This is a genomic window from Micromonospora sp. NPDC051925 (genome assembly GCF_044548625.1).
In the GTDB taxonomy this organism is placed as follows: domain Bacteria; phylum Actinomycetota; class Actinomycetes; order Mycobacteriales; family Micromonosporaceae; genus Micromonospora.
The window spans coordinates 268,117-294,814 of record NZ_JBIUCH010000008.1 but is presented as its reverse complement, the minus strand read 5'-3'; the positions used below and the strand labels follow the sequence as shown (position 1 = coordinate 294,814).

Annotated in this window: 28 protein-coding genes and 2 tRNA genes; 10 read left to right on the top strand and 20 right to left on the bottom strand. The window is 71.2% G+C overall.

Going from position 1 to position 26,698, the window contains the following annotated elements; all coding sequences use genetic code 11:
• The first annotated feature begins 628 nt into the window (after positions 1-628).
• Complete coding sequence (locus ACIG87_RS13715; RefSeq protein ID WP_396850818.1) at positions 629-853, top strand: hypothetical protein; 225 nt, start codon at positions 629-631, stop codon at positions 851-853.
• Between the two features lie 54 nt (positions 854-907).
• On the opposite strand, the gene ACIG87_RS13710 is transcribed toward ACIG87_RS13715, so the two are convergent.
• From ACIG87_RS13710 to ACIG87_RS13685, 6 genes are all read right to left on the bottom strand, one after another.
• The gene (locus ACIG87_RS13710; RefSeq protein WP_396850817.1) at positions 908-1,705 is read right to left on the bottom strand and encodes a carbon-nitrogen hydrolase family protein; all 798 of its coding nucleotides are present in this window, start codon (positions 1,703-1,705) and stop codon (positions 908-910) included.
• A 742-nt stretch (positions 1,706-2,447) separates the two neighbouring features.
• Positions 2,448-3,743 carry an ATP-dependent Clp protease ATP-binding subunit ClpX gene (gene clpX / locus ACIG87_RS13705; protein ID WP_328343745.1) on the bottom strand — a complete coding sequence of 432 codons (1,296 nt, stop codon included), beginning with the start codon at positions 3,741-3,743 and terminating at the stop codon, positions 2,448-2,450.
• A 212-nt stretch (positions 3,744-3,955) separates the two neighbouring features.
• Positions 3,956-4,618 carry an ATP-dependent Clp protease proteolytic subunit gene (locus ACIG87_RS13700; protein ID WP_030333536.1) on the bottom strand — a complete coding sequence of 221 codons (663 nt, stop codon included), beginning with the start codon at positions 4,616-4,618 and terminating at the stop codon, positions 3,956-3,958.
• Between the two features lie 10 nt (positions 4,619-4,628).
• Positions 4,629-5,270, bottom strand: a complete 642-nt coding sequence (locus tag ACIG87_RS13695; protein ID WP_067310650.1) for an ATP-dependent Clp protease proteolytic subunit — start codon at positions 5,268-5,270, stop codon at positions 4,629-4,631.
• A gap of 171 nt (positions 5,271-5,441) precedes the next feature.
• Positions 5,442-6,794 carry a trigger factor gene (gene tig / locus ACIG87_RS13690; RefSeq protein WP_396850816.1) on the bottom strand — a complete coding sequence of 451 codons (1,353 nt, stop codon included), beginning with the start codon at positions 6,792-6,794 and terminating at the stop codon, positions 5,442-5,444.
• Between the two features lie 160 nt (positions 6,795-6,954).
• Positions 6,955-7,028, bottom strand: a tRNA-Pro gene (locus ACIG87_RS13685).
• 15 nt (positions 7,029-7,043) lie between these two features.
• On the opposite strand from ACIG87_RS13685, the gene ACIG87_RS13680 reads away from it, so the two are divergent.
• Both ACIG87_RS13680 and ACIG87_RS13675 read left to right on the top strand, forming a co-directional pair.
• Positions 7,044-7,298 (top strand): hypothetical protein, encoded by a 255-nt coding sequence (locus ACIG87_RS13680; RefSeq protein ID WP_396850815.1) that lies wholly within the window; start codon positions 7,044-7,046, stop codon positions 7,296-7,298.
• Positions 7,299-7,331: 33 nt separating this feature from the next.
• A tRNA-Gly gene (locus ACIG87_RS13675) sits at positions 7,332-7,405 on the top strand.
• 359 nt (positions 7,406-7,764) lie between these two features.
• On the opposite strand, the gene ACIG87_RS13670 is transcribed toward ACIG87_RS13675, so the two are convergent.
• Entirely contained in the window at positions 7,765-7,959 is a 195-nt protein-coding gene (locus ACIG87_RS13670) for a hypothetical protein (protein ID WP_396850814.1), read from the bottom strand.
• Between the two features lie 60 nt (positions 7,960-8,019).
• Between ACIG87_RS13670 and ACIG87_RS13665 the strand changes: the two genes are divergently transcribed.
• Both ACIG87_RS13665 and ACIG87_RS13660 read left to right on the top strand, forming a co-directional pair.
• Positions 8,020-8,367: a UTRA domain-containing protein gene (locus ACIG87_RS13665; protein WP_396850842.1), complete on the top strand. Its 348-nt coding sequence runs from the start codon at positions 8,020-8,022 to the stop codon at positions 8,365-8,367.
• Between the two features lie 10 nt (positions 8,368-8,377).
• Positions 8,378-9,040 (top strand): YdcF family protein, encoded by a 663-nt coding sequence (locus tag ACIG87_RS13660; RefSeq protein ID WP_396850813.1) that lies wholly within the window; start codon positions 8,378-8,380, stop codon positions 9,038-9,040.
• Between the two features lie 120 nt (positions 9,041-9,160).
• Here ACIG87_RS13660 and ACIG87_RS13655 read toward each other — a convergent pair whose 3' ends face one another.
• The 6 genes from ACIG87_RS13655 to ACIG87_RS13630 all read right to left on the bottom strand — a co-directional run bounded on the left by ACIG87_RS13655 (position 9,161) and on the right by ACIG87_RS13630 (position 12,880).
• Entirely contained in the window at positions 9,161-9,412 is a 252-nt protein-coding gene (locus ACIG87_RS13655) for a hypothetical protein (RefSeq protein WP_396850812.1), read from the bottom strand.
• 241 nt (positions 9,413-9,653) lie between these two features.
• Positions 9,654-10,337 (bottom strand): alpha/beta fold hydrolase, encoded by a 684-nt coding sequence (locus ACIG87_RS13650; RefSeq protein WP_396850811.1) that lies wholly within the window; start codon positions 10,335-10,337, stop codon positions 9,654-9,656.
• A gap of 102 nt (positions 10,338-10,439) precedes the next feature.
• Complete coding sequence (locus ACIG87_RS13645) at positions 10,440-10,772, bottom strand: hypothetical protein (RefSeq protein WP_396850810.1); 333 nt, start codon at positions 10,770-10,772, stop codon at positions 10,440-10,442.
• 58 nt (positions 10,773-10,830) lie between these two features.
• Positions 10,831-11,457 carry a DinB family protein gene (locus tag ACIG87_RS13640; RefSeq protein WP_396850809.1) on the bottom strand — a complete coding sequence of 209 codons (627 nt, stop codon included), beginning with the start codon at positions 11,455-11,457 and terminating at the stop codon, positions 10,831-10,833.
• 182 nt (positions 11,458-11,639) lie between these two features.
• Positions 11,640-12,386 (bottom strand): hypothetical protein, encoded by a 747-nt coding sequence (locus ACIG87_RS13635; RefSeq protein WP_396850808.1) that lies wholly within the window; start codon positions 12,384-12,386, stop codon positions 11,640-11,642.
• Positions 12,383-12,880 (bottom strand): SigE family RNA polymerase sigma factor, encoded by a 498-nt coding sequence (locus ACIG87_RS13630; protein WP_396850807.1) that lies wholly within the window; start codon positions 12,878-12,880, stop codon positions 12,383-12,385. The genes ACIG87_RS13635 and ACIG87_RS13630 overlap by 4 nt, the downstream gene beginning before the upstream one ends.
• Before the next feature lie 140 nt (positions 12,881-13,020).
• On the opposite strand from ACIG87_RS13630, the gene ACIG87_RS13625 reads away from it, so the two are divergent.
• Both ACIG87_RS13625 and ACIG87_RS13620 read left to right on the top strand, forming a co-directional pair.
• Entirely contained in the window at positions 13,021-13,854 is an 834-nt protein-coding gene (locus tag ACIG87_RS13625) for a DUF3152 domain-containing protein (RefSeq protein WP_396850806.1), read from the top strand.
• Between the two features lie 85 nt (positions 13,855-13,939).
• Positions 13,940-16,702, top strand: a complete 2,763-nt coding sequence (locus ACIG87_RS13620; RefSeq protein ID WP_396850805.1) for an Hsp70 family protein — start codon at positions 13,940-13,942, stop codon at positions 16,700-16,702.
• 138 nt (positions 16,703-16,840) lie between these two features.
• On the opposite strand, the gene ACIG87_RS13615 is transcribed toward ACIG87_RS13620, so the two are convergent.
• Together ACIG87_RS13615 and ACIG87_RS13610 are read right to left on the bottom strand one after the other, a co-directional pair.
• Positions 16,841-17,638, bottom strand: coding sequence for a S1 family peptidase (locus ACIG87_RS13615; protein ID WP_396850804.1), 798 nt, complete (start codon positions 17,636-17,638; stop codon positions 16,841-16,843).
• Between the two features lie 277 nt (positions 17,639-17,915).
• Positions 17,916-18,455 carry a hypothetical protein gene (locus tag ACIG87_RS13610; protein ID WP_396850803.1) on the bottom strand — a complete coding sequence of 180 codons (540 nt, stop codon included), beginning with the start codon at positions 18,453-18,455 and terminating at the stop codon, positions 17,916-17,918.
• 334 nt (positions 18,456-18,789) lie between these two features.
• Between ACIG87_RS13610 and ACIG87_RS13605 the strand changes: the two genes are divergently transcribed.
• Positions 18,790-19,122: a hypothetical protein gene (locus ACIG87_RS13605; RefSeq protein ID WP_396850802.1), complete on the top strand. Its 333-nt coding sequence runs from the start codon at positions 18,790-18,792 to the stop codon at positions 19,120-19,122.
• Between the two features lie 50 nt (positions 19,123-19,172).
• On the opposite strand, the gene ACIG87_RS13600 is transcribed toward ACIG87_RS13605, so the two are convergent.
• The 3 genes from ACIG87_RS13600 to ACIG87_RS13590 form a co-directional block, all read right to left on the bottom strand.
• On the bottom strand, positions 19,173-19,640 hold the full coding sequence (locus tag ACIG87_RS13600) for a ribose-5-phosphate isomerase (RefSeq protein ID WP_282267482.1): 468 nt from the start codon (positions 19,638-19,640) through the stop codon (positions 19,173-19,175).
• Between the two features lie 73 nt (positions 19,641-19,713).
• A complete protein-coding gene (locus tag ACIG87_RS13595; RefSeq protein ID WP_396850801.1) occupies positions 19,714-20,916 on the bottom strand; it encodes a DUF1015 family protein in 1,203 nt (400 codons plus the stop codon).
• 125 nt (positions 20,917-21,041) lie between these two features.
• Positions 21,042-21,665 carry a DsbA family protein gene (locus ACIG87_RS13590; protein WP_396850800.1) on the bottom strand — a complete coding sequence of 208 codons (624 nt, stop codon included), beginning with the start codon at positions 21,663-21,665 and terminating at the stop codon, positions 21,042-21,044.
• A gap of 223 nt (positions 21,666-21,888) precedes the next feature.
• Here ACIG87_RS13590 and pepN point away from each other — a divergent pair, with 223 nt between their 5' ends.
• On the top strand, positions 21,889-24,435 hold the full coding sequence (gene pepN, locus ACIG87_RS13585) for an aminopeptidase N (protein ID WP_396850799.1): 2,547 nt from the start codon (positions 21,889-21,891) through the stop codon (positions 24,433-24,435).
• A gap of 168 nt (positions 24,436-24,603) precedes the next feature.
• Here the strand turns inward: pepN and ACIG87_RS13580 are convergent, their stop codons facing one another.
• A complete protein-coding gene (locus ACIG87_RS13580; protein WP_396850798.1) occupies positions 24,604-25,017 on the bottom strand; it encodes a DUF5130 family protein in 414 nt (137 codons plus the stop codon).
• A complete protein-coding gene (locus ACIG87_RS13575; RefSeq protein WP_396850841.1) occupies positions 25,004-25,288 on the bottom strand; it encodes a hypothetical protein in 285 nt (94 codons plus the stop codon). Before ACIG87_RS13575 ends, ACIG87_RS13580 begins: the two co-directional genes overlap by 14 nt.
• Positions 25,289-25,684: 396 nt before the next feature.
• Between ACIG87_RS13575 and ACIG87_RS13570 the strand changes: the two genes are divergently transcribed.
• Positions 25,685-26,638 carry an alpha/beta hydrolase gene (locus ACIG87_RS13570; protein ID WP_396850797.1) on the top strand — a complete coding sequence of 318 codons (954 nt, stop codon included), beginning with the start codon at positions 25,685-25,687 and terminating at the stop codon, positions 26,636-26,638.
• Positions 26,639-26,698: the final 60 nt, after the last annotated feature.

The window sequence follows — 26,698 nt, the reverse complement described above, 5'->3', positions numbered from 1 at the left end:
CAGACAGACCACAGCCTGCCCAGCACGGGGTATAAACAAATTGGCACTGGCTTATCAAGCACCCTGTTGAGTTCTCAAAGAACAACCACACACCATCCAGGTCACCGCATTTGCGGCTTTCCCTTCCGGGGCAACTCCTTTAACTTACTTGGGCTGACTTTCGCTGTCAAATTCGCTTTCGCGATCTTTCAGCTTTACTCAGCCATTCCACGCCGACGCACGCCAATATCAGCGGTCGTTTCTGTCGTGGGAATCGGCAGACCGGCCGGCATCCGTTTTCACGGTGCCCGCCCGGCTCCCTGCCGGCTTCAGAACTCTACCCGGCCGGCTTCGCGTTCGCAACCCCAACTTCTAGGGAGTCTCGCACCGCCCGATCCTCAGCATCGCTCGGCGTCTCCGCCACGATCCTGGTGCCCGTTCTCGGCCAGTTCGTCCGGCCTCCCGCGTGCAGAGAGAAAGTTACGCGGACGCCCCACGGAAGGCAAATCAATGATCGTCACTCGCTGCGATGCCGGGCCGCCCGCGCCGACCAACTGCCACCCGTCCCGACAGCGGCCTTCTCACCCGCACTGCGGTGTGCACCCGGGAAGCAACGCCGGGGTGGCCGATCCGTGCCAGAGTGGCTGCCATGGATGAGGCGTCCCGATCCCCCACGGTCACCCTCGCCGACGACGCGCTGCTCGGCCTCCTGTTGCCCTTCTGGCAACTGGTGATCGCGGCTGTCGTGCTGGTCGTCGTCGGGCTGTCGATCGTTCGACTGGCCCGGCGAGGACCCTCCCGAATGGGAACCGCCCTGCTGGTGACGGCGGCGGCGATCATCGGCCTGGCCGTCGTGGGGATACTGCTCAGCTGACCAGACGAAGCAGGCCAACCGGCTCAAGCCGCGAGCAACTCCCGGCGGACACGGTCAGAGGCGACGGTTCGCCAGACTGGGCAGCTCGGCCCGGATCGTCCGCAACCGCTCCAGGTCCAGGTCGACCACGGTCAGACCCGGCCCGTCCGGCACCTGGCCGAGCACCGTGCCCCACGGGTCGATCACCATGCTGCGGCCGAAGCACGTCCGGCCCGGATCATGGTCGCCGGTCTGTCCGGCGGCAGCCACGAAACACTGGTTCTCGATCGCCCGGGCCCGCAGCAGGACCTCCCAGTGGTCCCGCCCGGTGTGCGTCATGAACGCCGCCGGAACGACCAACAGCTGCGCGCCCCCGTCCGCGACGAGCCGCCGGTACAACTCCGGAAAACGCAGGTCGTAGCAGATCGAAAGGCCGACCCGCAAACCTTCCACCTCGACCACCACCGGTTCCTGCCCCGGGGCCACCGTGGCGGACTCCAGGTAGGACACCCGGCCGGGGATCTCCACGTCGTACAGGTGGATCTTTCGGTAGCTGGCGGCGAGCCTGCCGGAACGGTCGAAGACCAGCGACGTGTTCCAGGTGTGCGTCGGGTCCGGGCCGACCTCGTGGAAGGAACCGGCGACCAGCCAGATCCCCAGCCGGCGGGCCACCTCGGCGAAGAACGTCCCCACCGTGCCGTCGACCCCCTCCGGCGGCGGCATCCCGTCGGCTCGACCGAGATAGTCGACGTACTCGGGAAGGACTGCCAGGTCAGCTCCGGCCGCCGCGGCCCTGACCAGCAGGGCCTCGGCGGCGGCCAGGTTTGCCGACCGGTCGTCGCGGGCGTTGAGCTGGCAGACGGCGACGCGCATGGAGATCAGGGTACGGGCGGACGGCAGCCCAGGACAGCGGGTGACGGATGTGAGCCGGCCGGAACCGGTGACCGGTCCGCCTGCGCCCGGTCGCGAAGGACTGCGGCGGGTACCGGGCTCACAGGTGCGGAGACTGGGGTTGAGCGGCTGGCGAGGTCGGGCCATCGAGGGAGAGTCTTCAACCCCGCCGGCCCTGAAACCGCACCGGGCGTCGGCGGCGGACCCGAGTCCGTCCCGCTGCGCCGGACGCAGCCGTTCCCGGTCGACGGCGAGGGCCAGCGGCACGTCGGGTTGACCCGGTCGGCCCGACCACGAGCGCGCGCCGAGTTCCGGTGACCTGTTCGGCTACGGGTGCCGCCGGACGGGGCGCGGCGATTCCGGTAGCCACGGGCGCTGTGGTGGCGGATGCGGTGGCGGCTGGTGTGGGTCCGCCCCCGGACACCACATCGGGCGTCCTCGGCCGCCGAGGGCAGGCACAGCCCGTTCGCTGCGCTGTCCAGCAGCCCGGCCCAGTGGCCCAGTAGAACACCTCGCCCGGCCGGGGCGGCACACGCCGGAACCCACCGCCGCCGGTTCGGACCGATGGGGCTGAGCCGGACCAGGGCCACCGGCCGGCACCCGGATCGGCCCGGTCGACCAGTGCGAGGTAGACGCCGAACAGGGCCAGTCGAGTCCGGTACGCGCAGAAGCACGGCCCCGTACGGCGGCCGTGCTTCTGTCGTTGGTGAGTAGAGGTGACCGGTCAGGCCGACTTCTCCTCGCGGTCGCGGCGGGCCCGGCGGCCGGTGAACTCGCGCGGCACGATGGTCGGGTTGACGTTCTCCAGGACCGCCTCGCGGGTGATCAGCACCCGGGCGGCGTCCGGGTTGCTCGGCACCTCGTACATCACGGAGAGGAGAACCTCTTCCATGATCGCGCGCAGGCCACGGGCACCGGTGCCCCGGAGCATGGCCTGGTCGGCGATCGCCTCCAGCGCCGGCGGCTCGAACTCCAGCTCGACGCCGTCCAGCTCGAAGAGCCGCTGGTACTGCCGGACCAGGGCGTTACGCGGCTCGGTGAGGATGCGCACCAGGGCGGAGCGGTCCAGGCTGCGCACGTTGGTGATCACCGGCAACCGGCCGATGAACTCGGGGATCAACCCGAACTTGAGCATGTCCTCCGGCATCACCTGGCTGAAGATGTCGTCGGTGGAGCGCTCGGAGACCGACCGGAGCCGGGCACCGAAGCCGGTGCCGCCGGAGCCCGTCCGCGACTCGATGATCTGGTCGAGGCCGGCGAAGGCACCACCACAGATGAACAGCACGTTGGTGGTGTCGATCTGGATGAACTCCTGGTGCGGGTGCTTGCGTCCGCCCTGCGGCGGCACGTTCGACACCGTGCCCTCCAGCATCTTGAGCAGGGCCTGCTGCACACCCTCGCCGGAGACGTCCCGGGTGATCGACGGGTTCTCCGACTTTCGGGCGATCTTGTCGACCTCGTCGATGTAGATGATGCCGGTCTCGGCGCGCTTGATGTCGTAGTCGGCGGCCTGGATCAGCTTGAGGAGGATGTTCTCCACGTCCTCGCCGACGTAACCCGCCTCGGTCAGCGCGGTGGCGTCCGCGATCGCGAAGGGCACGTTCAGCATCCGGGCCAGGGTCTGCGCGAGGTGCGTCTTGCCACACCCGGTCGGGCCGAGCAGCAGGATGTTGGACTTGGCCAGCTCGACCGCGTCGCTGCCGGAACCCGGTGCGTTGGCCGCCTCGGCCTGGATCCGCTTGTAGTGGTTGTAGACCGCGACCGCGAGCGCCTTCTTGGCCTGGTCCTGGCCGATGACATAGTTGTCGAGGAACTGGCAGATCTCCATCGGCTTGGGAAGCTCTTCCCACTTCACCTCGCCGGACTCGGCCAGCTCCTCCTCGATGATCTCGTTGCAGAGGTCGATGCACTCGTCGCAGATATAGACGCCTGGGCCTGCGATGAGCTTTTTGACCTGCTTCTGCGACTTGCCGCAGAACGAGCACTTCAGTAGGTCGCCGCCGTCACCGATCCGTGCCACCTACGTTCTCCCTGCACTCGTCGACCGGAACCCGGCCCTGAACCGCGGGCGCCGGGCGCCCGTCCGTGGTGAATCCGTTCCGCCGGTCCGACCCGGCCACGCCGTACGGACCCGACGTTACCCGCTGGCGGTGGTTTCTCCGACCCCCAAAACGGGTGTGTCAGAGGTCGGCCGGCACCGCGACGCCCGACCGACCTCCGACCCGATCGCGCTCAGCGGGCCGCGTTGGCGGCCAGCAGGCCCTTCTTACGGCTGGTCAGGATCGTGTCGACCAGCCCGTACTCCTTGGACTCCTCGGCCGTCATGATCTTGTCACGGTCGATGTCCTTACGAACCTGCTCGATCGGCCGGTTGCAGTGCCGGGAGAGCATGTCCTCCAGCTGGGTCCGCATCCGCAGGATCTCCCGGGCCTGGATCTCGATGTCCGAGCCCTGCCCGTAGCCGCCCTCGGTGGCCGGCTGGTGGATGATGATCCGCGAGTTGGGCAGCGCCATCCGCTTGCCCGGCGTGCCCGCCGACAGCAGCACCGCCGCCGCGCTGGCCGCCTGGCCCAGGCAGACCGTGGAGATGTCCGGCCGGACGTACTGCATGGTGTCGTAGATCGCCGTCATGGCGGTGAACGAACCACCGGGCGAGTTGATGTACATGATGATGTCGCGGTCCGGGTCGGTGCCCTCGAGCGTCAGCAACTGCGCCATCACGTCGTTGGCCGACGCGTCGTCGACCTGGACGCCGAGGAAGATGATCCGGTCCTCGAAGAGCTTGTTGTACGGGTTGGACTCCTTGACCCCGTACGAGGTGCGCTCGACGAACGACGGCAGGACGTAACGGTTGTGCACGGCCGCGAACTGGGGCGGCAGGCTCAGATCGGTCATCGTCAGCTCCTCAGCTCAGGGTCCCGGCGCCATCCGGAACCTGCGTGGCCCCGATGATCACCTTGTCGATGAAGCCGTAGTCCATCGCCTCCTGGGCGGTGAACCAGCGGTCCCGGTCCGAGTCGGCCTCGATCTGCGCCTGGCTCTGGCCGGTGTGGTGGGCGACCCGCTCCTGGAACATCCGCTTGGTGTAGAGCATCTGCTCGGCCTGGATCGCGATGTCCGACGCGGTGCCACCGAGGCCACCGGACGGCTGGTGCATCATGATCCGCGCGTGCGGCAGGGCGTACCGCTTGCCCTTGGTGCCCGCGCAGAGCAGCAGCTGACCCATCGAGGCGGCCATGCCCATCGCCACGGTCGACACGTCGTTGTCGATGTACTGCATGGTGTCGTAGATCGCCATGCCGGAGTAGACCGAGCCACCCGGCGAGTTGATCCAGAGGAAGATGTCGCGGTCCGGGTCCTCCGCCGCGAGCAGCAGCAGCTGGGCGCAGATGCGGTTGGCGACCTGGTCGTTCACCTCGCTGCCGAGGAAGATGATGCGCTCCTTGAGCAACCGGTTGTAGACCGAGTCGTCGAGGTTGCCAATGGTGTCGCCACCTCGGGCTTCGATCGCCCGGAGCGGCTTCGCTGGGATGTGCATGTCGGTCATGGCAGCCCTTCGCTCTCCGTACCGTCGTACCCGACATTAACCGCTCGACCGGGTGATCGACTCCCGGTCGCGGCACTGTTCGCTCTCAGCGCAGCTGGGTCGGGACGTACCCGGAAAAGCGGTTCGGCCGCCGTCTGCCGCAACGGGCGGACGGCGGCCTACCGGGTCGGATCAGTGCTCGTGGTCGTGGTCGTGCGCCTGCTCGCTCTCGGCCCGCAGCGCGTCGAGGGTGACCTCGTTGCCGGCCGAGTCCTTGATCTTGATCTTCTCCATCACGGAGGCGAGCGCCTTGCCGCGCCGCACGTCGCCGAAGACGGCGTTGGCGGCACCGGAGCGGACCAGCTGGTCGTAGTACTGCTGCGGGGCCATCCCGGCGCGCTGCGCCCGGTGGACGATCTCGTGCCCGAACTCGTCGTCGGAGACCTGGGTGTCCTCGGCGTCGGCCAGGGTGTCCAGCAGCAGCTGGATCTTGACACCCTCGGTCGCCGCTTCGGCCAGCTCGGCGTCGATCTGCTCCTCGGTCTTCTCCTCGGCGGCCAGGTACTCCTCCATCGAGGCGCCGATCCGCTCCAGCTGGTCGACCATCGCCTGCTTGCGGCTCTCGACCTCCTCGCGGACGACACCCTCCGGCGCCGGCACCTCGGCGGCGGCGACCAGCTGCTCCAGGGCCTTGTCCCGGGCGGCGTAGATCTGCTCCACCCGCTTGCCCCGGGTGACCTTCTCCCGCAGGTCGGCGCGCAGCTCCTCGATGGTGTCGAACTCGCTGGCCATCTGGGCGAAGTCGTCGTCCAGCTCCGGCAGCTCCTTCTCCTTGACCGTGCGGACGGTCACCGCCACCTCGGCGTCGCGGCCGGCGAAGTCGCCGCCCACCAGCTGGGTGGTGAAGGTGGTGCTGTCACCGGCAGCCAGACCGACCAGGGCCTCGTCCAGCCCCGGCAGGAGCTGCTTGCTGCCGACCTCGTGCGAGATGTTGCTCGCCGAACCGCCCGGCAAGTCCTCGCCGTCGACGGTCGCGTTCAGGTCGATCTGCACGTAGTCACCCTCGGCGGCGGCCCGCTCGACGGTCTTCAGCGTGGCGAACCGCTCGCGCAGGTTCTTGACCTGCTCGTCGACCTCGGTGTCGTCGATCTGGAGCTCGTCGACGGTCACCTCGACGGTCGCCGGGTCCGGCAGGGTCAGCTCCGGCCGGACGTCGACCTCGGCGGTGAAGTTGAGCGAGTCACCGTCGTTGAACTCGGTGATCTCGACCTCCGGACGACCGAGCGTCTTGAGGTCGTGCTCGCGGACCGCGGCGAGGATGTTCTGCGGGATGGCCTCCTGCACCGCTTCGTTGAGCACGGTGCCCCGGCCCACCCGCTGGTCGATGACGGCGGCCGGGATCTTGCCCCGACGGAAGCCGGGAACCTGGACCTGCTGGCCGATCTCCCGGTACGCCTTCTTGAGGCTCGGCTCGAGCTCGACGAACGGCACCTCGATGGCGAGCCGCACGCGCGTCGGGCTCAGAGTCTCGACGGTGCTCTTCACAGGCGTACTCCTTGACGGATCTCAGTTTGGGTCTGGGCGTGTTCGATCTGGGCATGATTGCGCGCATCGAGTGTAGGCGAGCCGGGACGCTGCTCCGGCAGCGCCCGGCGTACCGCACGGAATCGGCGTCACCTCGGGGGTCACCCGGATGCGCACGCAGTCGGGGTGGCGGGATTTGAACCCACGGCCCCTCGCTCCCAAAGCGAGTGCGCTACCAAGCTGCGCCACACCCCGTGGCGAAAGAAGTGTATGCCGTCCGGGCCGGGTGGGGACGCCGGGGCGTCACCCAACGCGCCGAACCGGCAGCAACGGACCAAACGCCCTGAGCCGAACGGGCCGGCGCGGGTGGCGACCGGTCGGGCCGGGCCGCCGCAGGTACGGGCCGAGCGGGGTGGGACGTCCGCGCCCTGGCTGCGCCAGCGGCGGGCCGTCCGTCCGTTCGACCCGGGCGGGGTGAAGTCGGTGCCGGAATGCCGCTGCGCGGGCGGGCTGGTGACCGGGTAGGCTGTCGGCGCGGCCCGGGATGTCGGGGCGGACGCGGGCGTAGCTCAATGGCAGAGCTTCAGTCTTCCAAACTGACGGTGCGGGTTCGATTCCCGTCGCCCGCTCCACACCTTCCGGCCCAGGTCAGCGGCGTGACCGCCGAGCCTGGGCCGTTCCCGTGCCATTGGTGCCGGTAGCGCCGGCCGTGCCGCCCGAGGCGGGTTCGCGTGTCGGGCCGCATGACCCGTACCGGTGCATCAGGTCCCGAGGCCCACCGCCAGATTGCTGCCCGTACGCCACACTTCGCGGAAGTGGCCTGTGATAGCGGTCATGGCCCAGGATGCAACACGGGTTGCTCGTCCTCCTGCACGGCGGGTGCTGAGGATCGCCCAGAAGGAAGGGAGAAGCGGCCCCTCCCGCCGCTCTCGGCCTGCTGGCGACCTTCGGCCGACATCTACCGGCGCGGCGGGCACTTTCGGTTAGGTGGTCACGCCCGAGGTGAGCTGACCGCGGCTTCGATGCGCAGGCCGATCCCGGTGACAACAAGGAATCCCGCCAGGATGTACGGCTCGGCCGACCCGAGGTCGTCCGACAACGTGATGACCGAGACCAGAAGACCAGCGACCAGGGTTATGTTGCCGATGATTCGGATGGTGGAGGCGTGCCTCGCAGCAGGGCTCATCCGCTGGACCGTACCGGGGGCTCGGGGCTGCCGCCGTCCTGATCTGCACCCGCAGCTCGCCTGGTCAAGGAAGCCGACCTGCCCACCCACACCCTGACCAGCTACTACCGGCCGGAAGACGTGGAAGGAACCTCCCTGGTCGATCCGACACCCGGGCCAGCCGGACGAGGCGGAGGCTTCGCCATCCTCACCGGCCGAGGACTGGAACCTGACACGATCACCGAATCCGCACGCGCCCGGATGCCCACCCCCGAGGAGACCCAACTCCTCCAACTCCCCGCTGGCGAGCCTGTCATGGTCCTGCACCGCACGACGTTCACCCACGATGGCCGACCGGTCGAGTTCGCCCGAGGGGTCCACGCCGCATCCCGCTTCACCTGGTCGTACACCTTCAAGATCCCCGACTGAGAAACGGCCGATGCCCATGACTTCCTTGACCATCCCCGCCGAACACCGCGCAGATGTCGAACGCTTGTGGAACTACCACCACATGCACCACGAGATCCGGCCGGTCGACGTGGGCGTCGGACTCGGCAGCCACGACCTCGGAGTCGCCCGGATCGCTACCGACCTTTACCACCGAGGGATGTATCCGACGCTGGTCTTCACCGGTGCCAACGCACCGACCACCATGGAGACCTTCCCCCGAGGCGAAGCCGTCCACTACCGCGAGTACGCCATGACCCACGGCGTGCCGGCCGACGCGATCCTCATCGACACGCAGGCCAAGAACACCGGCCAGAACATCGAGCACACCCGCGCGCTCCTCGCCGAACACCAGGTCCAGGCCCGATCGGTGATCCTGATGTCCCGCCCGTACCAACAGCGCCGTGCGTACGCCACCTGCAAAAAGCTGTGGCCCGAGGTCGACGTGATCTGCGCGTCGCACCCGCTCTCACTCGACGACTACGTGACCAGCATCGGCGACACCAAGAAGGTCATGGACATGCTCGTCGGCGACACCCAACGCATCGACAAGTACGCCGAACTTGGCTTCGCCATCCCCCAGCACGTACCCGACGACGTCCGCGCCGCGTACAACCGCCTGGTCGACGCCGGCTACACCAGCCGACTCGTGTAGAAGAACCAGCTACCGACCCAGGCCCGCCGGCCAGCCTCCGCCACCTCAGGTGACACCTGCCGGTGCAGCAGACCCTCGGCCGGCGCGGCTGGCTGTGGGACGGTTGGGTAGCTGCCTTTGCTACTCGTAGACGCAGGCAGCCCGAAGGATGTCTACCAACAGCGACCAGGTGGGCTGCTCGGGCAACTCTCGGCCTTGATTGCGTGCCCAGCCGTCCATGCTGCCGATCCAGCGGGAGGCGGCTTCGAGGTACCGGGGCAGGTCGACATTCTCCCAGGAGTCCGGAGGTGCCGCTGATTCCTCGGCGAGCGCCCGAACGTAGGCCGCAAGATCCTCACGGCTTCGGACCGCGCCAGAATCATTGAGACCCATCAACGGATGATCGCCTACCCGCTGAAGAGTCCCACGGGCCCCCAACCCCCGCCCAGAAGGCCGTGACGATCGCGGGGTACCGAACCACCGCCGAAGGCGCGATCGCTGCCGCGCCGCTTCGCGGCTTGCCACCTGGTACCGGGGTTCAGGCGCGCGAAGAGCCGACGACACGCCCACCGCGCAGCCGTGCCGGTCGCTCTGCCTGCGCTTCGATCTTGCGGCTCGTCCGTGACCGTTCCATTCACCGCGGCAGTAGCGCGTCGGTGATCTCGACCAACGTGGAAGCGACAGCGGCAGGATCCCGCAGCATGTGAAGATGGCCGCCGTCCAGAAGCCGAACCGGCCATCCCCGGCCTTCGGCCTCCCGAAGCTCATCGGCGTACGTGGTCCCGAAGGCCACGTAGCCGGCGCGGTGCGTTGCCCAACCGGCAGGGACATCCACCTCGGCGGTGAGGTAGTCCCAGGGCACCCGGCGCTGATCGGCCTCGACCCGCCGTCGGGTCTGCGGGTCCGGGAACAGGGCGGCAACATTCTTCTCCGGCCACCACTCGCTCCACAGCGGCAGAAGGCCGTCGGTATCGACCCGGTCCCGGAGCATCGCGATCAACCCCGCTGGTGCGACCGGTATGCAACCGTTCTCTGGCGGCAACACGGCATCGAGGAACACCGTCGCGCGCACCGGACGCGAGGCGACGAGCGCGGGTACGTACAGGCCAGCGTTGCTGTGCGGCACCAGGACCAGCTCGCCGAGACCGGGTACGGAGTTCTCCAGTGCGCGTAGCACCTCTTCAGGGGAGAACAGCGGCTCCCGTGGGAGCGAAGGAACGATGACGTCGTACCCGCGCGCCGTGAGTGCGGAGGCGACCGGATCCCACGCCACAGGACCGAGGAACGGGCTCGACAGCAGTACAAAGGTTCGCTCCATCGCCCACCCCTACCACAACACGACACCCCAGTGCTCACCTCCGAGTGACTTCCGTGCGCGGCGGTCCCGAAGTCGCCGGTCCGCCCGAGCCGCGCCACCGGATCAGATTCGTCTGGGTCTGATCCGGTGTCCAGCCCGATGTCGTCCCTCAGCCAACAGGAGATCCACGGCAGCGAGGACAGTTCGCCAGGCATGGGTGGACTCCGGGTCGTGGCGCTTGGCGAGTCGCTCGAAGGTCGCGATGCTGTGCCGTACGGACTCCAGGTGCGGATCGAAGACCGAGGGCCGATGCCACCGGAGGTAGCCCGGCGTCACGTGCAGCCGGACGTAGTTGGCGTCTCGGTAACGTGGGTTGCTCAGTGAGCGTTGGCGGAGGTAGGCCAGCTTCCCCAGCGCCAGCGTGTCGGCGAGCGGCAACTCCTCGGCAATGGCCACGTAGGGCATCTTCGCTGTGGTTCTCACTCTGGGGCCAGTGGTTTGCGGCCTGTGACGATCACGAGGACCAGGGCTGCCGCCATTGGCCGGGCGGCTGTCCGAAGCGGTCGGCCAGCTTCGTCAGCTTGGTGACGTACGCCGGCCAGTCATGGTCGTCGGGGATGTTGGTGTTCTCCCGCCGCAGGCCGATCACCGCGTCGTGCTGCTCGCGCATGATGTCGGCGTGACCGGTGTGCCGAGCGAGATCACAGGTCACATGGACGATGATCTGTTGCAGCGTCACGTCCTGCCGACCTGGCAGCCACCACGTCACCCGCCCCGGCGCGTCGAGCGGTAGCTGTTCGATCGTCTGATCCGCGAACGTCCCGACCCGACGGTACAGGTCGATCAGCCCGTCCTTCGTTTCGTTCTCCCGCGCGTACCAGTCGGCCTGCGGGTCCTCCTCGTACGCCTGCAGGGGGATCAGTTCACCGGGCGTCGGGAACTCGCGCCCGAAGGTGGGCCCGAAGTAGCCGGCTTCGACGTTGAGGCAGTGTTTGACGACTCCCAGCAGGTTGTTGCCGGTCACCGTGCGGGGCAGCCTGGCCTCGCGTTCGCTCAGCCCGTCGAGCTTCCAGATCAGGTCTTCGCGAGTCTGCCGAAGGTAGTGCTGGAGCACGGTCTTCGCATCGCCCGGTTCACCCATGCCCGCCAGTCTTCCTCATCCGGCGTACCGTCGTGTGGGGTGTCGTCTGCAAGATCAGCGCCCAGGTCAGGCCCGAGGTTCGACGATCGCCGCCTCGATGCACAGGCGGACCTCGGAGGCGAACGGCACTCGCCCCTGGCGGAATGGGAGACCGGCGGTCAGACGGCCCGGGAGAACGGCGGTCAGAGCAGTCGGCCCTTGGCGTCGCGGGCGACGATGCCGTCGAGCCGTGCCCCGGGGGCGAGGTCCGCCGGGTCGAACCAGAAGACCACCACGTCCGGATCCCTGCTCCAGCGCGCCAACCGGGCGTCGACCTGCCGACCGTCGATGGTGCCGACGATCCGTTTCGCGGGTCCGACGAAGTACCCGAAGGTGGGCACCGGCGGGCGGTCGTCCGAAGGCGTCGACTCGCCGTAGCCGATCGCGTGGAAGCCGGGTCTCCGGTCGCTGCCCTGCACGTCGTTGATCATGATGTCGGGGGTCAGTTCGCCGGTCAGGGAGCGCCGGCCGGCCATCAGCCCGATCGTCACCTTGGGCGCTTCCGGCAGGTCGACGGCGACGAAGTAGAACACCCGCTGCTCGGTGTCGTACCGGATGCCGCTGTCCACCACGTCGCCGACGGCTCGCTGCTCCGCCCCCCTCCAGGTCGGACGCGGGGTGGGGGTCGAGGTGCCCGTGGGTGGCACGGCCGGGGCGGTGGCGACGGGGGCCGGCGGCGGCTCCGGCGTCGGGGGCCGGGTCCATCGCACGCCGAACCCCACCCCGCCGACCACCAGCGCGGTGGCCAACGCCGCCGCACCGGCGCCCACGAACCGGCGCCGTCGACGCAGCCGCCGACCGTCCCGCATGATCACGGTCAGGTCGAGGCCGTCGGGGTACGGTCGTTCGGTTGCCCGCATCGCCCGGCGGAGCTGGTCCGGCTCGTTCATCGGCGGGCCCCGTGGGTTTCCGGAGTCCCGGTGGCACGCAGCTTCTGCAACGCCCGGGAGCTGGTGCTCTTCACCGTTCCCAGCGACACGTTCAGTTCGCGGGCCACCTGTGCCTCCGAAAGGTCGAAGTAGTAGCGGAGCACGACGATGGCCCGCTCGCGGGAGCTGAGCGTGCCGAGGATGTCGAACAGCCAGCGGCGGGTGGTGACGTCGTCGGCGACGTCACCACGCCGCTGCTCGGGGAGTCCGTCGGTGGGGTACTCGCGGATCGGCCGCCGCCAGCCGTCGACGAGATGGTTGACCAGGACGGTGCGGGCGTACCCGTAGGCGTCGTCGTCGCGGATTCGGGACCAGGACGCGTACGTGCGCACCAGGGCGGTCTGCGCGGCGTCCTCCGCCTGGTGGTGGTTGCCGGTCATCAGGAAGGCGGCGTGTACCAGCCGCCCGGACGCCGTCCGGGCGAACTCGACGAACTCGGCGTCACCCCTGGCCATGCCCGCTCTTCCCACATCCCACGACGGACCCGACGGGCGGGACCACCGAAAGGTTGAGTCCGTACGAGATCAACTGTTCCACCGGGTCGCCCGTCCTTCCCGCTGCCCACTGCCGACCGGCGGGGCAGGGAGGAAGCACCATGGCGACGAAGGTTACCGCCCGCGTGGGCAACGGCCTGATCGGTCGGTCAGCGACGGCGCTGCTGGCGGCGGGATGGTTGACCGGCTGCGGCACGCCGGCCACGGCGGACCACACCACGGCGGGTCCGGCCGTCCTGGCCACCCCGACGGCGGCGGCCGACGGGCCCGGGGTGTCGGCCGTGCCGACGCCGGTGCGCTCCGCACCCGCCGCGATCGACTATCCGGCGGACGGGGGCAACCGCTGGCAGGTCGCCGCCGGTGAGCCGGCGATCCCGGGGGGAGCCGGCCGGCTGCTGCGGTACCGGGTGGCCGTGGAGCGCGACATCCGGGGCCTGCCGGTGGCGGAGTTCGCGGCGGAGGTCGGCGGGACGCTGAACGCCCCGCAGGGTTGGACCACGGACGGGACGCGGCTGCGCCGGGTGGGGCCCGACCGGCCCGCCGACTTCACCGTCTACCTGGCCACCCCGGGCACCCGCGACGCGCTGTGCGGGGACGTGGCGGACGGCTACACGTCGTGCCGCAACGGCGACCGGGTGGTGGTCAACGTGGCGCGCTGGGTGAAGGGGGTGCCGGGCTACGGCGCGAGCCTGGCCACCTACCGCCGGTACGTGATCAACCACGAGGTCGGGCACCGCCTCGGCCGGGGCCACGAGCGGTGCCCGGGGCGGGGCCGACCCGCACCGGTGATGCAGCAGCAGACGCTGGGCCTGCACGGTTGCCTCGCCAACGCCTCGCCGTACCGCGGCGGCGTGCGCTACTCGGGGCCGGTCGGCTCCTACACCGACGAGGTCCCGCCCCGCGACCCGGGCCGCCAGGAGGGCCACCGGGGCTGATGCCGGCCGGCGGATCGAGGGGGCGGCGCGGGCTGCGTACCATGCGGGACCGGGCATCCCCTCGTCCCGGCGGAGGTAGCGACACATGGCAGGCCAGCAGGACGGATACGCCCTCGGGGTCGACCTGGGCACCTCCAACACCGTGGCCGTGCTGCGCTGGCCGGACGGACGGACCCGACCGCTGCTCGTCGACGGTCAGCCGATCCTCCCCTCCGGGGTCTACGCCGATGCCGACGGCCGGTTGCACGTCGGCCGGGACGCCCAACGCCTGGCCCAGGCCGACCCGACCCGGTACGAGCCGAACCCGAAGCGTCGGGTGGACGAGCAGTCGGTGCCCCTCGGCGACCGGTCGTACGCCCCGGCAGAGCTGCTCGCGGCGACCCTGTGGGCGGTGGCCGAGCAGGCGGTGGCGACGGTGGGTTTCCTGCCCCCGGCGGTGCTCACCTGTCCCGCCACCTGGGAGGCCGCCCGGCGGCAGGTGCTGCACGACGCGTTGACCCTGGCCGGTTGGCCGTCGGCCGCCGAGCACACCATGTCCGGCCCGGTGCCGGTCGGCACCCGGCTGCTGCGGGAGCCGGTCGCGGCGGCCCGCTACTACACCGAGGTGCTGCGCCGGCCGGTGCCGGTGGGCGGGTCGGTCGCGGTGTTCGACTTCGGCGGCGGCACGCTGGACGTGGCGGTCGTCCGCAACGAGGGCGCCGACCCGTGGGGCGACTCGGGCTTCTCGGTGGTCGCCGCCGGCGGGATGGCCGACCTCGGTGGGCTGGACCTCGACGCGGCCCTGCTCGCCCGGCTCGGTGAGCTGATCGGCGGAGATCATCCGCAGCTCTGGGACCGGCTGACCCGACCGGAGACGACCGGGCAGTGGCGGGACCGCCAGCAGCTCTGGGACAACGTACGCGGGGCGAAGGAGATGCTGTCCCGGGCCGCCGTCGCGCCGGTCGCGGTGCCCGGCCTGGAGACCGCCGTTCCGCTCACCCGCGAGGACCTGGAACGGCTCGCCACCCCCCTGCTGACCCGGGCCGTGGCCCGGACCCGGGAGGTGGTCGCCGAGGCGGGGCTCACCCCCGACCGGCTCGCCGGGCTCTTTCTCGTCGGCGGCTCGTCCCGGGTTCCGCTGGTCGGCCGGCTGCTGCACACCGGGTTGAGCATCGCGCCGACCGTGCTGGAGCAGCCCGAACTGCCGGTGGCCGAGGGCGCGCTCACCGACCTGCCGCTGCCCCGCCGGAGCAACCGCCCCGGGTCGGCCGGTCCCGCCCCCGCCGTCGCGCCGGCCCCCGCCCCGGCGTACCCGTCACCCGCCGGACCACACGGCACCCCGCCCGCCGCACCGGTACCCGCCGGACCGCACGGCACCCTGCCCGCCGCAGGAGCGGGTGGGACGCTGGTGGCGACGCCGGACGGCATGACGCCGGTCAGCCCCGCACCCGCCGACGTACCGGGGCAGGGCGGCTACCCGCCGGTACCCGGCGGCCCACCCGCTGCGCCGGTGCGGCGCGGACGTCGGGGGCGGTGGATCGGGCTCGGCGCGGGCCTGGCGCTGATCGGCGTGCTCGGCGCGGCGGCGCTCTGGTTCACCCGGGACCGCTACCCGGCGCTGGATTTCCACACCCTCACCGAGGTGGCCCGGCCGAACGCCGGCGCGGAACGGCCGACGGCGATGTTCACCGCCGTGCTCGGTGACCGCGCCTACCTGGCCTATCAGCTCCCCGACGACCGGCTGACGGTGGTGGCGGTCGACGCCGGCACCGGGAAGCAGGCATGGCAGCGCACGATCGCGGCAGGCACGCAGCAGTGGACCGGTGTCCGGGCGGTGCCGGGGGCGGTGCTCGCCGTCGCGGACGCGGCCGGCGACAGCACCCCGCGGGACGTGGTGGTGCTCGACGCCGGGTCCGGCGACGAACGGTGGCAGCTGCCCGTGCACGGGGACGACGCGTTGCACGTCACCCGGGACAGCCTGGTGTGGGTGGATCGCGCCGGCGGTCAGCTGGTCGGCCTACGGCTGCGTGACGGCCGGCGGAACTGGACGCAGCCGAACCCGCGCAGCGAGTACGGCGACACCCGGACCAGGGTGCTGCCGGTCGGCACCGAGCAGGGCGTGGGCGGCCCCGCCACCCTCGACGGGGTTCCCCGCGCGCCCTGGCTCGGCGACGCCGGCCGGCTGGTGCAGGTGGGCGCCGACCGGTCGGTCCGGGTGCTCGACATGGACAGCGGGAAGGTGCTGCGCCGCCGCGACGGGGTCGCCGACGTCGACGACCGGATGGTCGCCCACGCCGACCGGTTGTACGTCGTCGAGGAGGACCAGGGCTACAAGCTGCTCGGGTACGACCTGGGCAGCTTCGCCGAGCCGACGGTGCTGTACAGCGCCGGCGACCAGCGGCGGGTCACCGCGCTGGCGGCCTGCGGCGAACACCGGGCCTGCCTGCTGGAGGTGCCGGAGGGGGACGCCGAACGGACCGAGGTGGTCGCGGCGACCGAGGGGAAGGGCAGTCGCCACTGGAAGGCACCGGGCGGTGCCGACCTGGTCCCGTTGGGTGAGCACCTGCTCGTCCGGCGGGAGTCGCCGAAGACGACCGTCACCCTCTTCGACCCGACCGGTACGGCGGTGCTTGCCGACCGGAAGGGGACGGCGGCCCGGGTCGACGCCGGCAACCTGCTGGTGTTCGCCGAGCCGCCGAGCACCGTCGAGGACGACCGCAGCATCGCCGGGGTGTCGACGGGCGGCGGGCTGACCGAGATGGGGGAACTTCAGGGCGTCCGCACCCAGTCGTGTTCGTGGAACACCTCGGTGATCGTGTGCGGGGCCGAGCGGGACTTCGTGCTGTACCGGTTCGCCGGGGACGGCTGACCGGGCCGACCGCCCCGGTCGGCCCACCATCGCCGCAGGCCCCGGCACCCGGTCAGCGGCCCGACGTCGTCAGGCACGGCGACGCCACCGACAGTCACTCGGACTGTCGGTGGCGTCGGGGGTGCTCCGGTGCCGGGGTCAGCCGCCGAGGCTGGCGGCGGCCGAGGCGATCGACGAGGCGAACGTGCTCACCTGGGTGTAGACGCCCGGGGCGTTGGGGCGGGCGCAGCCGTCGCCCCAGCTGACGATGCCGACCTGGATCCAGGCGTTCGAGGCGTCACGGCGGAACATGGGGCCACCGGAGTCGCCCTGGCAGGTGTCCGTGCCACCGCTGGCGTAGCCGGCGCAGATCTCCTCGGCGGCGACCAGGTCACCGGGGTAGGAGGCGGAGCAGCTGGCGTCGCTGACGAAGGGCACCGTGGCCTTGAGCAGGTAACGCTGCTGCGCCCCACCTTCGCGCGCCGCACCCCAGCCGGCGATGGTGAAGGTGCCGCTGTCGTACGCGGTGGTGGTGGCGATGGGCAGGGTGGCCAGCGTGGTGACCGGGGTGGCGAGCCGGATGAGCGCCCAGTCCTTGCCGGTGCCGGTGTAGCCGGGAGCCTGGTAGACGTAGTTGGACTTGACCTGGATGCGGCTGCTCGACTGGAGGTCGACCGCGCCGAGGGTCGCGGTGATGCTGGTGTTCGTGCCGGTGCGGTTGACGCAGTGGGCGGCGGTGAGCACCAACCGGGGGCTGTACAGCGCCCCGCCGCAGCCCATGGAGAGCCGGACCATGAACGGGAACTCGCCCTGCGTGGCCCTGGTGCCGCCGACGACGGACGGGGCGGGGTCGGCGATGGGCGCTGCGGTGGCCGGGACGGTCAGGACGAGCGACCCGGCGGTGATCGCCACCATGGTGGCGGCCATCCGGCCAATGAGACTGCGCCAACGGTTCACAGGGCCTCCAACCCTCGGCGGCGCACCTGGGGAGCGCCGGTTCGATGGCGGGAGCCTAGAGCGATCAATTGATGTACATCAACATATCGATGGGGTCATACGACCGTGGTCGACGACGCCGGGATCACCCGCTCGGACGGGGATGAAGACCGCGCGGCGGGGTAAGAGAGCCGCCGGCCTGGAGGAGTGTCGACCGGCGTCGCGGCAACCCCGCGACCGGACGCGCGGGCGGACCGGGCCACCGCCCGGCCCGCCCGCCGTGCCGAGGCGGTGCCGCTCAGTTGCCGGTGAGGAAGTTCCAGGCGTCCATCACCCACTGGGTCTGCTGGAGGTAGGCGACACCGACCCCGGCCAGGAAGACCCCCGTCACCAGGTGCGCGCCCCGGGCGCTGCGTCGTACCCGGCCCAGTTGGCGCTCCAGGATCACCCGGCCGAGCAACCGGGAGAGCGCGAAGAGACCGGCCGCCACGAGCAGGCTGAGCAGGAAGGTGAGCAGCGGGGCGCCCAGGTCGCCCCGGCCGGAGATGGCCCAGATGCCCCAGCAGACGAAGGCGAAGAGCCCACCGGCAGCGCTCCACTCGCCGCCCCGGCGCAGCTGCTCCATGTGCCAGCTCATCGGCCGGCGCGGCGTTGCCGGCTCGGACCAGCCGGGCTCGTCGTGATCGACCACCGGGAACGGCTCGGTGCGCGGAGCCCGGGGCTGCCCCACCGAGGCGACGCCCCGACGGAACGGCTCCCGCTGCGGCGGTACCCCGACACCGGGCTGGGGCGGCACCTCGACGGTCCGCTCGGCCCACGGCTGTGTCTGGTCTGCCATCTTGTGTCCTCCCCATGACCGGTGCCGGCCGTCGACCGGTCCACCGTCTTCGAGGGTAGCGAGCGGACAAACTGCCTCGCCGCCCCCGCCACGCGCATCCGGTCAGCACCGCGACCGGACGCTCGTCACCCGGCCGACGGTTCACCATGTCGGCGCCCCTCGGTATCCCCCTCCTCCGGACACCGCACCGTCGCCCCACGCGGTCCAGCCTCCCCGGACGAGCCGGGACGAGCCGGGACGAGCCGGCCGGCCAGGGCGGACCGGGCCAGGGCCAGGGCGGACCGGGCCAGGGCCGGGCCGGACGAGCCGGGCGGGGAGGCGGTACGGTCGGGGGATGGTGGATGCGGAACGGCGGCGACGCCGGTTACGGCACCAGCCCGAGCCGGTGGCCGGCGCGGGTGAGCCTCCGGCGGCGACCACGGCCGAGGTGCACGACGGGACTCCGGCGCCTCGGGTCCGTCGGGGTGGCGCGGGAGGCGAGGACGGCGAGCGGGGCCTGCGCGGGCTGGTCGGGTCCGGCTCGTCCCAGGTCGGAGTGAGCGCCGCGCTACGGGCCCGGGACGCCGCCCGGCCCACCGAGCAGGATCTGGCCGAGGCCGAGGAACAGCTGGTGATCATCCGACGGAACTGGGTGCCCCGGGAGGACCTCCCCCGCTCGGGCCGCTGACCGGGCCGGCCCAACGGCCGACCCGGTCGGTGGGTCAGGGCGGATCGAGGTCAGGGCAGGTCGGGCAGCTCGCGGGTGCGCTCGTACTCGGCCACCTGGGCGATGCGGCGGCCGTGCCGCTCGTTGCCGGAGAACGGGGTGGTGAGGAACGCCTCGACGATGGCGGCGGCCTCGTCCAGGGTGTGCTGGCGGGCGCCCACGGCCACCACGTTGGCGTCGTTGTGCTGCCGGCCGAGCTGGGCGGTCTCGACGCTCCAGGCCAGCGCCGCACGGACACCGACGACCTTGTTGGCGGCGATCTGCTCGCCGTTGCCGGAGCCGCCGATGACCACGCCCAGGCTGCCCGGATCGGCCACCACCCGGTCACCGGTGTGCAGGCAGAAGGTCGGGTAGTCGTCGTCGGGGTCGAAGGCGTGCGGGCCGACGTCGACCAGCTCGTATCCCTGCTTGGCCAGGTGATTGGCCAGGTGCACCTTCAACTCGAAGCCGGCGTGATCGGATCCCAGGTAGACGCGCATACCGGGCAGTGTGTCAGGGCCCCGCCCCGGCACGCCGTGGGGGCCGCGTGCCGGGGCGGATTCGTCACAGGATCTAACGGGGCAGTTCGGCGACGACCAGGCCGCCGCGCGCCTTCGGGGTGAACCAGGTGCTCTTGCGGGGCATCTTCTCCCGGGCCAGGTTCACCGCGACGAAGTCGTCCACGGTCACCGGGGCGATCAGGATGGCCAGCTCGGCGCGGCCGGCCTCCACCTCGCCGGTGAGCCAGCTCGCCGGGTAGTCGCCGCCGACGTAGGTGATCCGCTTGTCGCCCGGGTCGAGGCCGAGCGCGTCGCGCAGCAGCAGCCGCTCGACCAGGGCATGGTCGAGGTTCTCCAGCCGGGCGGCGTCCGTGTCGTGCGGCAGGGTGACCGCGTACCCCTGGCCGGCGAGCCGGAGGTGCACGGTGCCGCCGGCCGCCGGGACCTCAACCGGGCCGTCGATCGGGCTGATCTGCGCGCCGGCGGCGCGGAGCCGGTCGAGCAGCTCGTCGGGGGTGCTGGTCAGCTCGCTGACCAGCCGGTTGTAGGGCTGGATGGCGACCGAGGCCGGGGTGGTGATCACCGAGAGGAAGCGCGGGAAGCCGCCGGTCTGCGCGGCCAGGCTGCGGTGGTTGCCGTCGGCGACCACCAGCTCGCCGCCGCCGGCCAGGGCGGTCAGCGCGTCCTGCTCGGGCCCGGGGCCGAGCAGCCAGATGGCGTGCGTGCGGCCGGCCTGGTCGGTGTCGGTGGCGGCGGGCACGCCGGCCGACTCGGTCGCCGCTGCGAGCGCGGCGTGCAGCTCGTCGCCGCGCCCGGTCTGCAGCAGCAGTACGGGGGAGAGCAGGTGACCCAGCGCCTCGGCCAGGGCGACCCGCTCGCGCACCTTGGCGATGAAGACGTCCTCGTTGCGGATCACCAGGCCGGGTTCGTCGGCGCTGGTGGAAATCTGGTCGGTGTCGACCATCGCGAACAGCCCGTACGCCGACTCCTCCGCCGGGGCGCTGATCCGGTAGAGGACCACGACCTGCTCGGCCGGGGTGTAGCTGCCGTCGGCCTTCGCCTCGGTGAGCCGGGCCACGGCGTCACCGAGCGAGTCGAGGAAGGACTTCCCGAGACTCTCCGGCGCCCGGTGGGGCATCTCGATGCCGAGGGCACTGTGCGGGTTCGCCTCGATGATCGCGGTGATCTCCGCGTCGTCGGCGAACTCGTCGTAGTTCTGCGCGCCGGTGCCGCCAGTGGTGATCCAGGCCCGGGCGATCGGATGTACGACCGTCATGGGGGTTGACGCTACCGGCGACGGCGGTCCGCACGACGCCGACCCCGCGGCGGGTCCACCAGATGAACCGTCCAGCCGTCCGGGGTCCGCCCCGGGTGGGACGGGCCCCGGAGGGGCGGGCCGGATCAGTCGAAGATCGGGCCCAGCTCGCGGGAACGCTTCAGCTCGTAGAAGCCGGGGGTGCCGGCGACCAGCAGGACGCCGTCCCAGAGCCGGCCGGCGGCCTCGCCCTTCGGTGCGGGGGTGATGACCGGGCCGAAGAAGGCGATCTTGTCGCCGTCCGGGCCGGGGGCGTGCACCACGGGGGTGCCGACGTCGGTGCCGACCGGCCGCATCCCGGCCTCGTGGCTGGCCCGCAGCGCCTCGTCGTACTCGGTGGAGTCGGCGGCGTCGGCGAATGCCGGGTCCAGTCCGACGTCGGCGAGCGCGGCGGTGATCATGTCCCGGCCGAGCGGCTCCTTGCCGAGGTGGATCCGGGTGCCCATCGCGGTGTAGAGCTTCGCCAGCGTCGCCGCGCCGTGCGCCTGCTCGACGGCGATGCAGACCCGCACCGGCCCCCAGCCCAGCTTCATCATCTCCTGGTACTGCTCGGGCAGATCCCGGCCCTCGTTGAGCACGGAGAGGCTCATCACGTGATAGCTGATGTCCACGTCCCGGACCTGTTCGACCTCCAGGAGCCAACGGGAGGTGATCCAGGCCCACGGGCACAGCGGATCGAACCACATGTCGACGGCGACACGTTCGGTCACGGTGGGATCCCTTTCGCGACGGGGTACGCCGGGCAGACCCGGCGAGGTTGCCCTTCGATCCTCACCCCGCACGGCATCGATCGGTAGCGGAATGAGAGCGTGACGTCGACCACCGCAGGGTCGGTGCATGGAAGACTCGGCTCGGGTCGCCGCCACGAGCGGCCGGCAGGGGCTGGCGCAGCCGTGAGGCGGCGAGAGTGGGATGGAGACGAAAGTGCCAGGAGTGCGCAACCTGACCCAGGTCGAGGCCACCGAGCGGGCCCGCCTGCTGGAGGTCACCGGGTACGACATCAACCTCGACCTGTCGACTGCGGTGCAGGCCGAGGGCCGCACGTTTCGGTCGGTGACCGAGGTCAGGTTCCGCTGCACCGAACCCGGTGCCGGCACCTTCATCGAGACCGCCGCCGAGTCGGTGCGCGCGGCCACGCTCAACGGCGTGCCGGTGGACCTCTCCGGCTGGTCGGCCGAGAAGGGGTTGGCGCTGACCGGCCTGGTCGCCGAGAACGTGCTCGTGGTGGACGCCGACTTCGGCTACTCCAACAGCGGGCAGGGCCTGCACCGAACGGTCGACCCGGTCGACGGGGAGACGTACCTCTACAGCCAGTTCGAGACGGCCGACGCACAGAAGGTCTTCGCCTGCTTCGACCAGCCCGACCTGAAGAGCGTCTACACCTGGCACGCCACCGTCCCGGCGCACTGGCGGGTGGTGTCCAACATGCCCGTCGAACGGGAGGAACCGGCCGGCGAGGGGCTCAAGACCGTCCACTTCACCACCTCGGCGCGGATGAGCACCTACATCACCGCGCTGTGCGCCGGCCCGTACCACGAGGTGCGGGACAGTCACGACGGCATCGACCTGGGGGTCTTCTGCCGGGCGTCGATGGCGCCGTACCTGGACGCCGACGACCTGTTCCTGATCACCCGGCAGGGCTTCGACTTCTTCCACGAGCAGTTCGGGGTGCGCTACCCGCTGCCCAAGTACGACCAGCTCTGGGTGCCCGACTTCAACGCCGGCGCGATGGAGAACTTCGGCTGTGTCACCCATGCCGAGTCGCACTACCTCTTCCGCTCGCAGGTCACCGATTTCGAGTACGAGCAGCGGGCCAACACGATCCTGCACGAGCTGGCCCACATGTGGTTCGGTGACCTGGTCACCATGCGCTGGTGGAACGACCTGTGGCTCAACGAGTCGTTCGCCGAGTGGGCCAGCCACTGGTGCAACACCCACGCCACCCGGTTCTCCGAGGCGTGGACGACCTTCCTGTCGATCCGCAAGAACTGGGGTTACCGGCAGGACCAGCTCTCCTCCACCCACCCGGTCTACTGCGAGATGCCGGACCTGGAGGCGGTCGAGGTCAACTTCGACGGCATCACGTACGCCAAGGGCGCCAGCGTGCTCAAGCAGCTCGTGGCGTACGTCGGTGAGGAGCCGTTCCTGGCCGGGCTACGGGCGTACTTCGGCAAGCACGCCTGGGGCAACGCCACCTTCGACGACCTGCTCTCGGAGCTGGAGACGGCCTCCGGCCGGGAGCTGCGCAAGTTCGCCGCCCAGTGGTTGGAGACCGCGCAGGTCAACACCCTGCTCCCCGAGGTGACCATCGGCGCGGACGGCGGGTACGAGCGGGTGCTGGTCCGGCAGGAGGCGTCGGCCGGGCACCCGACGCTGCGCACCCACCGGATCGGGGTCGGCCTGTACGACCTCGCCGACGGCCGGCTGGTCCGCCGGGAACGGGTCGAGGTGGACGTCACCGGCGAGACGACCGAGCTGTCGGCGCTGCACGGCCGGCCGGCCGCCGATGTGCTGCTGCTCAACGACGACGACCTGACCTACGCCAAGCTGCGACTCGACGAGCGGTCCATGGCCACCGTGGTGCAGCACATCGCCGGCTTCGAGTCGTCGCTGGCGCGGGCGCTGTGCTGGACGGCCGCCTGGGACATGGTCCGGGACGCCGAGTTGTCCGCCCGCGACTACGTGGCGCTGGTGCTGGCCGGGCTGCCCGCCGAGACCGACATCAACCTGGTCACCGCCACCCTGCGGCAGGCCAGCACCGCGTTGATCTTCTACGCCGACCCGGCCTGGGCGCCGACCGGCTGGGCCGAGTTGTCCCGTACCGCGAAGGCGGCGCTGGCGGCGGCCGAGCCGGGCAGCGGCTTCCAGCTCGCCTGGGCCCGCGCGTACGCCTCGGCGGCCCGCGCCGACGAGGACCTGGCGACGCTGCGCGGCTGGTTGGCCGACTCCGGCGTGCCGGCCGGCCTGGCCATCGACACCGAGCTGCGCTGGACGGTCCTGCAGTCGCTGGTGGCCAACGGGGCGGCCGGCACCGCCGAGATCGAGGCGGAGCTGGCCCGCGACCGGACGGCCTCCGGTGAGCGGGAGGCCGCGTACGCGCACGCGCTGGTGGCGACGGAGGAGAACAAGGCGACGGTCTGGTCCCTGCTGACCGGCCCGGACGCGCTGCCGAACTGGCGTAACCGGGCGCTGCTGCAGGGCCTGACCCACCCGACGCAGGTCGCGCTGATCGCGCCGTACCGGGAGCGGTACTTCGCCACGGTGGCGCAGGTGTGGGCGCAGCGGGACAGCGAGCCGGCGCAGGAGTTCGTGCAGCTGGCGTACCCGGCCTACCTGGTCGACGAGGAGACCGTGACGGCCACCGACGCCTGGCTCACCGGCGACGGCCACCCGGCGTCGCTGCGCCGGTTGGTGGCCGAGGGGCGCGACGGTGTGGTCCGCGCGTTGAAGGCCCGCGCGCGGGACGCCCGCAGCGGCTGAGCCGAGCGGCACGGCCCGGGGCCGGCGGGGGTGGAGACCCACGCCGACCCCGGGCCGTCGTCGTGCGTCGGGAAGATCCCGTCGCGCTGGGACATGACGGAGCCCGGCCCGCGTGCTGCGGGCCGGGCTCCGGCGTACGTCAGGGTTCCCCGGTGCGGCGGGGAGGGCTCAGGCTCGGCCGGCGTGGCTGGCGAGCTGGTCGAGGCCCTGGATGATGCCGCCGGCCAGGTCGCCGCCGCCGAACGACGCCACCATGGACAGCGCGGCCAGCTTGGTGTACGTGTCGGGGATGCGCTTGCGGGCGTACCGGCCGGTGACGACCTCCAGCTGACGCTGGTTGGGCGACACGGCGATCAGCACGGACCGGTCCGGCTCGGCGAGCTGGCGGTGCAGCCGCTCGGCGTGCTCCCGGACCGGCTCGTCGAGTCCGCCGACGTAGACCGAGAAGACCAGGCCACTGCCCTGGTCGGCCAGGCGCAGCGCCTCGTCGATGCGCAGTAGCTGGCGGGTCGAGAACGGCCCGTCCAGCACCTCGGGTGGGGTGCCCGTCCCGGCCTGCTCAGCCTTCTCACCAACGGTCACTTGCGCCTCCGGTTCCACCGGCCGGCGCCTCGATGCCGGCCTGCTCCTGCTTGTGGCTGGTCAGCGCCGGTGCCTGGGCACCCGCGGCCAGGGCGGTGCCGGCCGAGTCGGCCAACTGCTCCGGGCGGCCCAGGAACCAGACCGGCGTGAAGTCGAAGCGTCGGCCGGGCCGGTAGCGCTTCGCGCCGCCGCCACTGCTGTGGTTGGCGGCGTAGACCAGCCCGACGATCACCAGCACCACCGCCGCCGGGATGCCGACGAAGATCAGCAACGTGTCAGTGACAGACAATCCCAACGCCCCCAGGCGGTAAGAGAGACCAGAGCTTCCGGGTCGGGTGGACGATCATGGCACCGAACTCCCGACTCCGCTGCCATTCACGTTAGCGGAGCCGACGCCCCGCGAGCCTGCGGGGTGCCGATCCCACCTGTCACTCCAGTGTTCCAGTGGCCTCGTGGTGGCGACGAGTCGGGTCGCGTGTCCCCATCGTGCCGGTTCGGCACCCGGTTCGCCGGGGGCGACACGGCCGGCCCGGGTGTGGCGTCCGCCCCATATTCCCCTGACATGACCCGACCGGGATTGCCGGTCGTCGCACCGGGACGCGGAGGATGACCCCTGTCGATCGTCCAACGTCGATCGAATCTGGTCCACCCACCCGCAGGAGCCCGCGTGCAACCCGTGCCCGACCTCGACCCCCACCCCGTCCGGTCCCGTCCCCGCCGACCCTGGCCCCGGCTGGTAGCCCGGCCGCTGCTCGCGCTCGCCGTGGTCGGCGTCGGCGCGGTCGCCGTGCCGGGCGCGACGGCCGCGACCATCGACGGCCGGGCCGTCGCGGCGACCGCCGCCAACCCCTACGAACGTGGCCCCGCCCCCACGGTGGCCAGCATCGAGGCCACCCGTGGCCCGTTCGCCATCGCCCAGAGCACCGTCGCGGCGTCCAGCGTGAGCGGCTTCCGGGGTGGCACCGTCTACTACCCCACCAGCACCGCCGAGGGCACCTTCGGGGCGGTGGCCATCTCCCCCGGCTACACCGCGAGCCAGTCCAGCGTCGCCTGGCTCGGCCCCCGGCTGGCCTCGCAGGGCTTCGTGGTCATCACCATCGACACCCTCTCCGTGTACGACCAGCCGGCCGCCCGGGGCACCCAACTGCTCGCCGCCCTGGACTACCTGACCGGGAGCAGTTCGGTACGGACCCGGATCGACCGGAACCGGCTCGCGGTGATGGGGCACTCGATGGGCGGCGGCGGCAGCCTGTCGGCGGCGAACACCCGGCCGGCGTTGCAGGCCGCCATCCCGTTGACCGGCTGGCACACCGTCAGGAACTGGTCGTCGGTACGGGTGCCGACGCTGGTGGTCGGCGCGGAGAACGACACCACCGCCCCGGTGTCGTCGCACTCGGAGCCCTTCTACACCAGCCTGCCGGCCACCCTGGACAAGGCGTACCTGGAGCTGAACGCGGCCGGCCACTCCGCGCCCACCTCGGCGAACGTCACTGTGGCGAAGTACAGCATCTCCTGGCTCAAGCGGTTCGTCGACGACGACACCCGCTACGAGCAGTTCCTCTGCCCGACGCCCCGGGGCACCGCGATCGAGGAGTACCGGGACACCTGCCCGCACTCCTGACCCACCACCGCCCGGCCCCGTCGCCCCGGCGGCGGCGGGTCCGGGCGTCCGGGAGGGGGC